Origin of the sequence: Microbacterium sp. (assembly GCF_029263575.1) — a bacterium.
Taxonomy (GTDB): domain Bacteria; phylum Actinomycetota; class Actinomycetes; order Actinomycetales; family Microbacteriaceae; genus Microbacterium.
Window position 1 is genome coordinate 1 of the sequence record NZ_JAJUFV010000094.1, and the last position, 11,655, is coordinate 11,655.

At 66.3% G+C, this 11,655-nt stretch carries 13 protein-coding genes; 7 read left to right on the plus strand and 6 right to left on the minus strand.

The annotated features are described in order from the left end of the window. A partial coding sequence (locus tag Q1J95_RS10350) for an HAD-IIA family hydrolase (protein WP_300267435.1) occupies positions 1-743 on the minus strand: 743 nt, incomplete at its 3' end. 110 nt (positions 744-853) lie between these two features. Between Q1J95_RS10350 and Q1J95_RS10355 the strand changes: the two genes are divergently transcribed. After that, positions 854-2,137: an alanine racemase gene (locus Q1J95_RS10355; RefSeq protein ID WP_300267447.1), complete on the plus strand. Its 1,284-nt coding sequence runs from the start codon at positions 854-856 to the stop codon at positions 2,135-2,137. On the opposite strand, the gene Q1J95_RS10360 is transcribed toward Q1J95_RS10355, so the two are convergent. Next, positions 2,099-2,764 (minus strand): metal-dependent transcriptional regulator, encoded by a 666-nt coding sequence (locus tag Q1J95_RS10360; protein ID WP_300267436.1) that lies wholly within the window; start codon positions 2,762-2,764, stop codon positions 2,099-2,101. The two genes, Q1J95_RS10355 and Q1J95_RS10360, sit on opposite strands and share 39 nt — an antisense overlap. A 35-nt stretch (positions 2,765-2,799) precedes the next feature. On the opposite strand from Q1J95_RS10360, the gene Q1J95_RS10365 reads away from it, so the two are divergent. Further along, the gene (locus Q1J95_RS10365; protein WP_300267437.1) at positions 2,800-3,414 is read left to right on the plus strand and encodes a TrmH family RNA methyltransferase; all 615 of its coding nucleotides are present in this window, start codon (positions 2,800-2,802) and stop codon (positions 3,412-3,414) included. A gap of 11 nt (positions 3,415-3,425) precedes the next feature. Here the strand turns inward: Q1J95_RS10365 and Q1J95_RS10370 are convergent, their stop codons facing one another. Both Q1J95_RS10370 and Q1J95_RS10375 read right to left on the minus strand, forming a co-directional pair. After that, on the minus strand, positions 3,426-3,617 hold the full coding sequence (locus Q1J95_RS10370; protein WP_300267438.1) for a hypothetical protein: 192 nt from the start codon (positions 3,615-3,617) through the stop codon (positions 3,426-3,428). A gap of 126 nt (positions 3,618-3,743) precedes the next feature. Continuing rightward, positions 3,744-5,069: an MATE family efflux transporter gene (locus Q1J95_RS10375; RefSeq protein ID WP_300267439.1), complete on the minus strand. Its 1,326-nt coding sequence runs from the start codon at positions 5,067-5,069 to the stop codon at positions 3,744-3,746. Positions 5,070-5,226: 157 nt separating this feature from the next. Between Q1J95_RS10375 and Q1J95_RS10380 the strand changes: the two genes are divergently transcribed. From Q1J95_RS10380 to Q1J95_RS10390, 3 genes are all read left to right on the plus strand, one after another. Further along, positions 5,227-5,793: a DUF1992 domain-containing protein gene (locus tag Q1J95_RS10380; protein ID WP_300267440.1), complete on the plus strand. Its 567-nt coding sequence runs from the start codon at positions 5,227-5,229 to the stop codon at positions 5,791-5,793. Between the two features lie 28 nt (positions 5,794-5,821). Further along, complete coding sequence (locus Q1J95_RS10385) at positions 5,822-7,792, plus strand: M13-type metalloendopeptidase (RefSeq protein ID WP_300267441.1); 1,971 nt, start codon at positions 5,822-5,824, stop codon at positions 7,790-7,792. Between the two features lie 213 nt (positions 7,793-8,005). Next, positions 8,006-8,839 (plus strand): serine hydrolase, encoded by an 834-nt coding sequence (locus tag Q1J95_RS10390; protein WP_300267442.1) that lies wholly within the window; start codon positions 8,006-8,008, stop codon positions 8,837-8,839. Between the two features lie 12 nt (positions 8,840-8,851). On the opposite strand, the gene Q1J95_RS10395 is transcribed toward Q1J95_RS10390, so the two are convergent. Next, complete coding sequence (locus Q1J95_RS10395; RefSeq protein WP_300267443.1) at positions 8,852-9,325, minus strand: MarR family transcriptional regulator; 474 nt, start codon at positions 9,323-9,325, stop codon at positions 8,852-8,854. A gap of 137 nt (positions 9,326-9,462) precedes the next feature. Here Q1J95_RS10395 and Q1J95_RS10400 point away from each other — a divergent pair, with 137 nt between their 5' ends. Then, positions 9,463-9,852 carry a hypothetical protein gene (locus tag Q1J95_RS10400; RefSeq protein WP_300267444.1) on the plus strand — a complete coding sequence of 130 codons (390 nt, stop codon included), beginning with the start codon at positions 9,463-9,465 and terminating at the stop codon, positions 9,850-9,852. Between the two features lie 7 nt (positions 9,853-9,859). Here Q1J95_RS10400 and Q1J95_RS10405 read toward each other — a convergent pair whose 3' ends face one another. Then, positions 9,860-11,302 carry an MFS transporter gene (locus tag Q1J95_RS10405; protein ID WP_300267445.1) on the minus strand — a complete coding sequence of 481 codons (1,443 nt, stop codon included), beginning with the start codon at positions 11,300-11,302 and terminating at the stop codon, positions 9,860-9,862. Between the two features lie 146 nt (positions 11,303-11,448). Here Q1J95_RS10405 and Q1J95_RS10410 point away from each other — a divergent pair. After that, a partial coding sequence (locus Q1J95_RS10410; protein WP_300267446.1) for an FAD-binding protein occupies positions 11,449-11,655 on the plus strand: 207 nt, incomplete at its 3' end.

Consider the following 11,655-nt stretch of genomic DNA (forward strand, 5'->3'; position numbering starts at 1 on the left):
ATCTCGCTGGGGCGGAACGGATACTTCTCGATCTCAGCCTGATCGCTGATGCCGGTCAGAACGAGCACGGTGTGCAGGCCCGCCTCGATGCCGGCGACGATGTCGGTGTCCATGCGGTCGCCGATCATGCCGGTCTTCTTCGAATGCGCGCCGATCTTGTTCAGCGCCGAGCGGAACATCATCGGGTTCGGCTTGCCGACGACATAGGGCTCACGGCCGGTCGCCTTGGTGATGAGAGCGGCGACGGCGCCCGTGGCCGGCAGCACACCGTCGACGCTCGGACCGGTGGCGTCGGGGTTGGTGATGATGAAACGCGCGCCCCTGTTGATCAGACGGATCGCCTTCGTGATCGCCTCGAAGGAGTAGGTGCGCGTCTCGCCGACGACGACGAAATCGGGATTCGTCTCGGTCATGACGAATCCCGCGTCGTGCAGGGCGGTGAGGATGCCGGCCTCGCCGATGACGAACGCCGAACCGCCCGGCTGCTGCTGCGCGAGGAAGTCGGCAGTCGCGAGCGCCGAGGTCCAGATGCGCTCTTCCGGAACATTCAGGCCGGAAGCGCGCAGGCGGGCCGAGAGGTCACGCGCCGTGAATATCGAGTTGTTGGTGAGCACGAGGTAGGGGATGCCGGAGCTCTCCCAGCCGGCCAGCAGCTCATCGGCGCCCGGAATCGCCTCGTTCTCGTGCACGAGGACTCCGTCCATGTCGGTGAGCCAGCATTCGATGTCATCGCGGTGTGCCATGTGCTCAGCCTATTGCGTGTGCCGATGCCAGCGCTCTGACGCAGACCGACCGGCGTATCATCGCCAGCACCATGCGCGACAGAGGCACAACAGAGGAGGACACCGTGAACATGCTCGGAGATATTCGATTGACTGCGCGGCATCTGGGTGTGCCCGATCGTGCGGTGGGGATGACGACGGCTGAGTTTCTCGCCACGAGTCCTCGCCTGTCAGAGTTCTGGACTCCGTTGATCGTGCTCGACGACGCCGCCATGCGCCACAACATCGACACCATGGCCACCTGGTGCGCCGAGCGCGGGCTCGAGATCATGCCGCACGGCAAGACCACCATGGCTCCGGCCCTGTGGCAGCGCCAGCTCGACGCCGGAGCGCTCGGCATCACCCTGGCCACGATGGGACAGGTACGCACGGCGCGCACGTTCGGGTTCTCGTCGATCATGCTCGCCAACGCCGCCGTCGACGAGCATGCGCTGCGCTACCTCGCCGCCGAGCTCGCAGACGAGGAGTTCCGCTTCATCAGCTGGGCCGATTCTCTCGCAACGGTCGAGGCGATGGAGGCTCCGCTGCGTGACGCACACACGCCGCGCCCCGTCGATGTGCTGGTCGAGATCGGAGCCGAGGGCGGGCGCACGGGTGCGCGCACCATCGCAGAGGCGATCGAGATCGCCGAGCGCATCGCAGCATCCGACGTCTTGAGGCTGGCGGGTGTCGCCGGCTACGAGGGATGCCTCGCGCACGACCGGTCGGATGCCGCGCTGGCAGCCGTCGAGGCGTACCTGGCCACGCAGATCGAGCTGCACGAGCGCATCGGGCACCTCTACGACAGCGGCGACATCTACGTCACCGCCGGCGGCAGCGGGTTCTTCGACCGCGTCGCCGACGCATTTGCCCGCGCCGGAGCGCGGGCCGGGGCAGGCGAGCGAGCCGGTGGCGGGCGCACGCACTTCACACTGCGCTCAGGGGCGTACATCGTGCACGACGAGGGGTTCTATCGCGGGATGTCGCCGTTCGACGAGGGTCGGCGAAGCTCAGAGAAGCCACGTTTTCAGGTGGGCATGTTCGGGGTCGGCCGGGTCACATCGCACCCGGAGCCGCAGCTCGCGCTGATTGACGGCGGCAAGCGAGATTTCCCGTTCGACGAGGGGCTTCCGGTGCCGCGGGCGAAGAGCGCGCGGCTCGGATCGGCATGGCAGCCGCTGGGCGGGGCATCTGCATCAGCCATGAACGATCAGCATACTTATGTGCACCTCGAGCGTGACGTGCTCGCCATCGGCGATGTCGTGCGGCTGGGGCTGTCGCATCCGTGCACGTCGTTCGACAAGTGGACGGTGCTGCCCGTCGTCGAATCGGTCGACTCAGACGTCGTCGTCGACCTCGCCCACACGTTCTTCTGACGACAGCCACACGATCTCGGCGGCACCGTCGGGAAGATCGACCTCGACGCCGGCGACCTCGATGCCGTGCTCGGTGACGCCGACGACGGATCCGACCGCGAGCCCGAGCGCCTCCAGCGAGCGCAGCAGCTCGGGATCTCGATCGCTGACGCGCAGCACTCGACCGGTATGCCCGATGGATGCTTCGGCAAGCAGCACGAACGGTTCCCGGATGACTGTGCCATCGGCATCCGGAATCGCATCGCCGTGCGGGTCGAAGCGCGGCGATCCGAGCCGAGCGTCGATTCCGCGAAGCAGGCGATCGCTGATGGTGTGCTCGAGCACCTCGGCCTCGTCATGCACCTCGTCCCAGGTGTAGCCGAACTCCTGCACCAGCCAGGTCTCGATGAGGCGGTGCCGACGTACCATCGTCAACGCGCGCTTCTCGCCCGCTGGCGTCAATCGCACGGCACCGTAGGGCACATGTGAGACGAGGCCGGACTTGGCGAGCTTCTTGACCATCTCGGTCACGCTCGATGGTGCGATGCCGAGCTTCGCGGCCAGCACCGACGGCGTGATCGGCGCATCCTGCCATTCGGTGTGCGCGTACACCGTCTTGAGGTAGTCGTCTGCTGCCGGAGATGCCACGGCTCCAGACTACGCTGGCCGACTACGCTGGCGTAGTGACCGAGACACCAGAGCGCACCACACACGGACTCGGGCCGTGGAAGGGGGAGTGGCCCGTCGGCGAGCAGTACGATCCCGAGCTTCTCGAGAACGGCGATACTCGCAACGTCATCGACCGGTACCGGTATTGGCGGATGGAGGCGATTATCGCTGATCTCGACACGCAACGGCATTCGTTCCACGTCGCCATCGAGAACTGGCAGCACGATATGAACATCGGCTCGATCGTGCGCAGTGCCAATGCATTCCTCGCCGACACCGTGCACATCGTCGGTCGCCGGCGATGGAATAAGCGCGGCGCCATGGTCACCGACCGTTATCAGCACGTCGTTCACCATGAGGATGTCGCCGCGTTCGCTGCGTGGGCGGCGGCAGAGGGCATCCCCATCATTGCCGTCGACAACGTCGAGGGCGCCGTTCCTGTCGATCGCGCTGAACTTCCCGAGCGCTGCGTGCTGCTGTTCGGACAGGAAGGGCCCGGGCTCACCGAAGAGGCGATCGCCGCGGCATCCGGACATATCGAGATCACTCAGTACGGCTCGACGCGTTCTATCAACGCCAGCGCGGCCGGCGCTGTGATCATGTATGAGTGGTGCCGGCGGTGGGCGTAGCCCGCTGACGGTCAGTCGCGCTGGATGCCGAACGTGTGCCGCATGAGTGCGTTTACGTCGGCGTCGATGCGATCGAGCCGCCGGTGAACTCCCTGGATCTCGGTGCGGATGATGCGCACGAACAGTGTCGACATGAGCGTGATCATGCCGAACAGGCCTGCGGCAAAGACGCCGATGAGCGTCCATACCTGCGGTTCGTTCATGGTCAGCATTCCTCAATTGTCGTCGCTATGAGACCGGGATGCCAGGGGTCGATGATTCCGGCCGGTGCCCCGTCCACGAATCGTGGATAACCCGCGCCCGTGCGCGCGTGTGCAGAATGAGCCGCTCTACGCTTCCTGTCGCAGCCAGCGCCCGGTCTTGACCCGCCAGCCGAGGGTCGTGAACCGCGCCAACAGGAACACACCGAAGAACGCGGCCGACAGCCACGTGAGCCCGGCGACCTCGTCTACGCCGGTGGCGGAGATGATCCACAGAGCAGGCAGGAACGGCACGAGGTTCAGTCCACCAGCGATCGCGAGGTAGCGCACATCGCCGGAACCCATCAGCACGCCGTCGAGCACGAACACGATGCCGGCGATCGGTTGTGCAACGGCGAGCACGATGAGCGCGGGCTGGATGAGCGCGGCCAGCTGCGCATCACCGGTGAAGGCGAGGCCGATCACGCCGGAGAGCGCGCCGATCACGAGCCCGACGGCGACCCCGAACCATGCGCCCCACGCGACGGTGCGCGCCAGCACTCGGCGCACGCCAGCGTCGTCGCCTGCGCCGATGCCCTTGCCGATCAGCGCCTGAGCCGCGATGGCCAGAGCATCCAACGCAAAGGCCGCGGCCGAGAAGATCGTGAAGACGACCTGCCAGCCAGCCAGCTCTTCTGTGCCGATGCCGGTTGCCACCCCGACAGTGATCAGCAGTGCGACGCGCAAGCTGACCGTGCGAAGGAACAGCCACCCGCCAGAGCGGGCCGATCCGCGCACGCCATCGCGCTGAGGGCGCACGGACGCTTCGTGCCTGCGAGCCATCCGCCCGACGACCACGACGTAGGCGGCGACCATGCTCCACTGCGCGGTCACGGTCCCGATGGCTGAACCGGCGATCCCCCATCCGAAACCGTAGATGAAGAGGAAGTTCAGCAGCGCGTTCGCGCCGAAGCCGGCGCCGGCGATCCACAGCGGCGTCACGGTGTCCTGCATGCCGCGCAGCAAGCCGGTCGCGGCGAAGACGATCAGCATGGCCGGCAGCCCCCACATGCTGATCAGCAGGTAGATGTCGGCCTGCTCAGCGACCTCGGCCGATGCGCCGAACAGCGACACCAACCAGCCAGACGACACAGAGCCGATGACGGCGAGCACGGCACCGAGTCCGAGCGCCAGCCACATGCCGTCGATGCCGACGGAGACCGCATCCTGCTTCTGCCCCGCGCCGAACTTGCGCGCGACGGCCGGTGTCGTCGAGTAGGCGAGGAAGATCATCAATCCGACGATCGTCTGAAGCACCGCGCTCGCAATACCGAGACCCGCGAGTGGCACGGTGCCGAGGTGCCCGACGAGCGCGGCATCGACGATGAGAAAGGCCGGCTCGGCGACGAGGGCGCCGAGGGCGGGGACGGCGAGACGCAGGATCTCTCGATTGAGGGAGAGAGGGCGGGCGGTCACCCCACGAGTTTACGATTCCGCGCGCATAACTCAGCAAAGATCACCGTGCGCAGACGACGGAACCGCGGATTCTCAGTCTCCGCCGTCTCGGGCAGTGTGATTCTTGCTGAGTTGTGAACGCGCGTAGGCTGGTAATACCGGCATCCGGAGGTGGACCATGACAGACCATCGAGACGCCGCGGCCCGATATCGGGCGCGGCAGAGCGACGAGCCGGATGCTGAGCCTGAACCGGCGCCGATGAATCTCACCGCAGAGAACAAGCACGAGTTCGTGGAGACGGCGATCCAGATCGCGATTCGTCGGGGTGAATTCGACGATCTGCCCGGCGCGGGCAAACCTCTTGAGGGGCTGGGCGCACACCATGATCCTGACTGGTGGATTCGCCGCAAGATCGAGACCGAGAACCTCACCGGTCTCGGACCTCCCGCAATCCTTCTGCGCAACGAAGACCGCGAGCTCGATGCGAATCTTGATCGCCTCGTTCGCGAAAGCGACGTCCGCGATGCGCTGGAGGACTTCAACGCTCGTGTGATCGCCGCACGTCGCCAGCTGATGGGCGGGCCTCCTGTCGTGACCAGGACTCGCGATGTGGACGCGGAGGTCGCGGCGTGGAGCGAGCGGCGGACCGCTCGCGCTGCTGCGACTCCGGCCGAGCCCGCTCCGAGTGCGCCGCGCGGGCTCTTCGGGCGTCGCGCTCGCCGGGCTTCGCGTACGGAGGAGTAACGACCCCGACCGCGCATAGGGTGGTTATATGACTGATGTTCTCCCCACCGGCCTGGCCACTGACGAGTTCAGCTCCGACATCCGCCCGCAGGACGACCTGTACCGCTACGTCAACGGCGCGTGGCTCGATCGCACCGAGATTCCCGGGGACAAGGCGCGCTGGGGCTCGTTCCACATGCTCGCCGAGCAGGCTGAGACAGACGTCCGCACGATCATCGAACAGTCGCAGGATGCCCCGACGGGCACGCTCGAGCGTAAGATCGGTGACCTCTTCACGAGCTTCATGGACACCGACCGGATCAACGCCGCCGGCACGCAGCCGCTGCAGCAGACGCTTGCCGAGATCGATCAGATCGACAGCATCCCGGCGCTGTTGGCTACCGCTGGCGCCTATGAGCGTGACGGTCGCGGCAACCTGATCGGTCTCTACATCAACGGAGATCCGGGAAACCCCGAGCGCTATGTGCCCATTCTCGTGCAGTCGGGCTTGTCGTTGCCGGACGAGAGTTACTACCGCCTCGAGAACTTCGCCGACACGCGCGTCGCGTATCGCGCACACCTCGAGCGTCTGCTCACGCTGGCCGGACTGTCGGATGCCGCGGGCGATGCCGAGCGCTCCTTCGTGCTGGAGACCGAGATCGCATCGCATCACTGGGACAACGTCGCCAGCCGTGACGCGGTCAAGACATACAACCTCATGTCGTGGGATGACTTCCAGCGACTCGTCGGGCTCGACCTCACGCCGTGGCGGGATGCCGTCGCGGCGGGCGCGGAAGGATCGGATGCCTTCGCCGAGGTCGTCGTCAGCCAGCCCAGCGCGTTCGAGGGGCTCGGCTCGTTGCTCACGGCCGACCGACTCGACGACTGGAAGGCATGGCTGCGCGCTCAGGTGATCCATGTGGCCGCGCCGTTCCTGACCGACGATTTCGTGCAGGAGAACTTCTCGTTCTATGGCACCGAGCTGACCGGCGTGCCCACGATCCGGGAGCGCTGGAAGCGCGGCGTCGCACTCACCGAGGGAGCGATGGGTGAGGCCATCGGCAAGGTCTACGTCGAGCGGCACTATCCGCAGACGGCCAAGGCCGCGATGGACGAGCTCGTCGACAACCTCATCGAGGCCTATCGTCAGAGCATCACGACGCTCGAGTGGATGAGCCCCGAGACCCGCGAGCGTGCGCTCGCCAAGCTCGACGCGTTCACTCCGAAGATCGGCCACCCTGAGGAGTGGCGCGACTACTCGACACTCGAGATCGACGCGGATGACATCTTCGGCAACGTGCGCCGGGCGAACATCTTCGAACACGACCGGAACATCGCCAAGGTCGGCGGGCCGATCGACCGCAATGAGTGGCACATGCCGCCGCAGATGGTCAATGCGTACTACAACCCGTCGATGAACGAGATCGTTTTCCCTGCGGCGATCCTGCAGTATCCGTTCTTCGATGCGTCTCGCGACGCCGCCGCCAACTATGGCGGGATCGGCGCTGTGATCGGTCATGAGATCGGGCACGGCTTCGACGACCAGGGCAGCCGCTACGACGGTTCGGGCAAGCTCGATGACTGGTGGACGGATGCCGATCGGGCAGCGTTCGAGGAGCGGACGAAGGCGCTGATCGCGCAGTACGACGCGCTGGTTCCTGAGGGACTGCCGGCCGAGAACCACGTCAACGGCGCCCTCACAATCGGTGAGAACATCGGCGATCTCGGCGGCCTCGGAATCGCCCTGAAGGCGTATGAGCTGTCGCTCGGCGGTGCCGAAGCGCCGGTCATCGACGGCCTCACGGGTGTGCAGCGACTGCTGCTGAGCTGGGCGCAGGTCTGGCAGCAGAAGAGCCGTGACGCCGAGACGATTCGGTTGCTGACGATCGACCCCCACTCGCCGAATGAGTTCCGGTGCAACCAGATCGTGCGCAACATCGACGCGTTCTATGAGGCGTTCGGCGTCACCGAGGGCGACGAGCTGTATCTGCCCGGTGATGAGCGTGTGACGATCTGGTGATCTTCTCCACAGACGGTGACGCGGGCCCGGTCATCGGGCTACGATAGCCAAGGCTGCTGGGGGGCGCTTCCAGTGGCTCTCCCCCCGACACCTTCCTGGGAAGGAAAACGCGTGGGCGCTGCCTCGCTCCCTGAACCCGTCGATGGTGCTTCGCAGGCGACAACGCTGCGGCGAGCTCATCGAAGCTCCCGACGGCCCCCGAGGCGTGCCGCCGTGGGGCGTCGTTCGTTCGTGTCGACATTGCGATCGCTTGAACAGTTGGCCGAGGCCGGCGCCCAGGTGTCGGTGTATGTGACCGACCTCGACAACGGCAATCAGGTACTCGCCGGCGACGACCATGTCACGCTGCCGATCGCCGGGCTGGGTGTCGTGCCGTTGCTGGTCGAGGTGGCGGCGGGGTTCGAGGCGGGAACGCTGGATCCGCTCGAGATCGTCGATCGTTCGTCGACGGATCCGGTGGTCAGCTCTGGCGTCTGGCGCAATCTGCGGGCGCCGGCGCTTCCACTGAGCGACCTGGCTGTGCTGGCCGCGACCGCGGGTGACCCGATCGCCGTCAACGCGCTGTTGCAGAGAGTGGGACACGAGCGGGTGAGTGATCGCATTGCGGCGCTCGGTCTCACGCACACGGCGCTGCTTGACCGGTTCCGTGATCGGCGCGGGCCAGACGATGCCCCGCACGTCGCTGTCGGCACGACCCGTGAGCTCGCGAGGCTCTTCTCTGCGTTGGTCAATTCGCGCGTCGTCGACGCGGCGGTGAGCGCTCAGGTTTCTGAGTGGCTGAGCCTGAACCAGGACCTCAGCCTGGTGGCAGCCTCGACCGGTCTCGATCCGTTTGCGCACGACCACGACGAGCACGGGCTGCTGTTCATCAACAAGACTGGCCGGGGCGGTGGTGTCCGGGCTGAGGCCGGTGTGCTCGCGGGGCCGCGTGCCGGGATCGCGTATGCGATGGTCGTGTGCTTCGACGACCTGTCGATCACGCATCGACTGCGTGCGCACGATGCATTCCGGATGCTCGGGCTCGAGCTCATGGAATACACCCACTAGCGCGGCAGCGGGTTAGAACGGACCGAACTCGCGTCTCGGATCGAGTGCGGTGACGACGGGTTCGAGGGCCCCAGCGAGAGCATCCAGCTGGTCGTCATCGAGGTGGTCGAGCACGAGCCGGTGCACCGTTGCGAAGTGATCGGGTGTGGCGAGAACGACCTGCCGTCGACCCTGTCTGGTCAGCGTGAGCAGCACGCTGCGCCGATCGCGCTCGCTCTCTTCGCGTTCGACGAATCCGCGCTGTTGCAGGCGACGGAGCACTTTCGACGCGCGGGGGAGTGTGGCGTTCGTCGCGGCGGCGAGATCGCTGAGCCGCATCGATCCGCTGCGCTGCAGCGCGCTGAGCACCATGAACTCGTAGTGGGTGAGCGCGGCATCGCTCTGCAATTGCGCATCGAGCGCTGCGGGCAGCAGTTCTGCCGTGCTGATGAGCGCAAGCCACGCCCGTGACTGCTTCGCGGTCATGCGTGTCAATGGAGCTGCCATCTTTCTATTGTGTCGGGGATGGTTGCCGCAGCAACGTCACTCCAGCGAACGAGCCTGCATTCCGCGGACGCGCCTGCGCGGAATGCGGCGGATCTCATCCGCGGAATGCAGCCTCACGGGCGGGGTATCCTCAACGGATGCACGACTGGACCCCGCACCGCCGCGATGACGGTGAACTGCTCGGCTGGATTCACCCCTCAGACGACGAGTGGACGGCCGTTGACCTGCTCGGGCGGCCTGTCGCGGGCCCGGTCGACTGGCTCGACGCCGAGGCCGCTTTGGAAGAGCACGGGCTTGCCTGGCTCGCCGACCCGTGGATGCTCGAGGGCGAAGCCGAGCACCCCGTCCGTGTGCGCATGGTCGAGGTGACGCCCGATCGCGATGGCGTTCCCGGCCGCATCGTGGTCAAGCTCGATGATTTCGGAGATGTCAGCCGACCGGCATCCGATCCGTGGCTTCTGCCGTGGCCGATTCCCGGGCGTCTGCGACCGCCGCTTCCGGGCGACCCCGACGGCTTCACGCTCTGAGATCGGCTCAGCTCGGCAACGACGGTCGAGGTTCGATCGCGCGATTTCGCGGAATGAACAACGACAGGACGAGGGCGATGATCCCGGCCACGATCGCGAGCCAGAAGCACACATCGAAGGCTTCACGCGTCGGCACCGCCACGCCATCGACCTCGACGCTCATCGCGGCCAGTACCCCGCCCATGACGGCCGAGGCGCTGGAGGTGCCCACAGACCGGAACAGCGCGTTCAGACCGTTCGACGCTCCCGTTTCGTTCGCCGGCACCGAGCGCATGATGATCATCGGCATCGCGGCGAAGGTGAAGCCGATGCCGACGCCGATGATCGCATTGGCGATGAGAATGTGCACCCACTCGCTCGACCACACGAGCACGAAGACGTAGGCGATCACGATCGCGGCTGCGCCGGCGGTGAACAGCGGCCGCGGGCCGATGGTGCGCTCCAACCAGCCCGACAGCGGCGAGATCACCATCATCACCAACCCGGACGGCACGATGATGAACGCCGCGGTGAGCATGTCGAGGCCGAACCCAGACCCGGTGGCGACCGGCAGCTCAAGCATCTGCGGGAAGGTGACGTTCGATGAGAACAGCGCGAATCCCATCCCGATCGCGGCGATGTTCGTCAGCAGCACGGCGGGCCGCGCGGCGACGCGCAGATCGAGCAGTGGGTCTGTCGTGCGCAGCTGATACCAACCCCACAGCAGCAGCACGGCGACGCCGCCGATGATCAGGGTCAATCCGATCGGTGAGGTCCAGCCCCACTCAGCCCCGCGTGAGACATACAGCAGCAGTCCAGTGAGGCCGATCGCGAGGCCCAGGACGCCGAGCAGATCGAGACGTCCGGGCGAGAGCAGAACGTCTTCGGGGACGAAGAAGAGAATGAGGGCGAGTCCGATGACGCCCAGGCCCCCGGCGAGCCAGAACAGCGAGTGCCAGTCGGCGTTGATGGCGAGGAACGCGGCCAGCGGCATGCCCAGCGCTCCGCCGACGCCCATGGTGGCACTCATGAGCGCGACGGCGGTGCCGAGCCGGTTCGTCGGCAGGATGTCGCGCATGATCGCGATGCCGAGCGGGATGACGCCCGTGACTGCTCCCTGCAGGGCGCGGCCGATGACGACTCCGACGATGGATGCCGAGAGGGCTGCGACGACCGAGCCGATGACCAGGAGCACAAGCAGTGCGATGACAGTGCGGCGTTTGCCATACATGTCGCCGAGACGCCCGGAGATCGGGGTGGCGATGGCGGCGACCAGCAGGGTGATCGTCACGACCCACGTGGTGTCTTCGCGCGACGCGTTCAGCAGGTGCGGCAACTCAGCCTGCAGCGGAACGACCAGTGTGAACATGAACGCCGACACCAGGCCGGCGAAGGCGAGCGCGGCGACGGTCAGACCGCGATTGGGGGTGCGAGAGAGCCGTTTCCTCGCTCTCTCGTCACTATCTCCCATTCAGCCAGGCTATCGGGACTGCAAGGGGGGGCGGGCGCCGATCGGTGGATGAAGATCGGGACGATTTCCCCCGGTCGGTCACATCTGCCGCACTCCTGGCGTCCTCTTCTGTGAGACCGACACTGCGTTCACAGAAGGAGACCAACATGATCGACAGCGACACACTGGCCCCCGATTTCACGGGCGACATCATTCGGCCCGGCGATGAAGACTATCCGGCGGCAGCGCGCACGGCGCTGGCCCAAGGATCACCGTCGATCGTGCTGCGTCCGCGCGATGCGGCGGAGGTGCGGCGCGCCCTGCGCTGGGCGGCGCAGGCGCGGCTGGAGATCGCTGTGCGCGGCGGTGGGCAC

Excerpts from the sequence above, each read along its gene's own strand:
- Q1J95_RS10355 (WP_300267447.1), top strand. The coding sequence starts at position 854 with ATGCTCGGAGATATTCGATTGACTGCGCGGCATCTGGGTGTGCCCGAT.
- Q1J95_RS10370 (WP_300267438.1), bottom strand. The coding sequence starts at position 3,617 with ATGAACGAACCGCAGGTATGGACGCTCATCGGCGTCTTTGCCGCAGGC.
- Q1J95_RS10380 (WP_300267440.1), top strand. The coding sequence starts at position 5,227 with ATGACAGACCATCGAGACGCCGCGGCCCGATATCGGGCGCGGCAGAGC.
- Q1J95_RS10385 (WP_300267441.1), top strand. The coding sequence starts at position 5,822 with ATGACTGATGTTCTCCCCACCGGCCTGGCCACTGACGAGTTCAGCTCC.
- Q1J95_RS10395 (WP_300267443.1), bottom strand. The coding sequence starts at position 9,325 with ATGGCAGCTCCATTGACACGCATGACCGCGAAGCAGTCACGGGCGTGG.
- Q1J95_RS10400 (WP_300267444.1), top strand. The coding sequence starts at position 9,463 with ATGCACGACTGGACCCCGCACCGCCGCGATGACGGTGAACTGCTCGGC.
- Q1J95_RS10405 (WP_300267445.1), bottom strand. The coding sequence starts at position 11,302 with ATGGGAGATAGTGACGAGAGAGCGAGGAAACGGCTCTCTCGCACCCCC.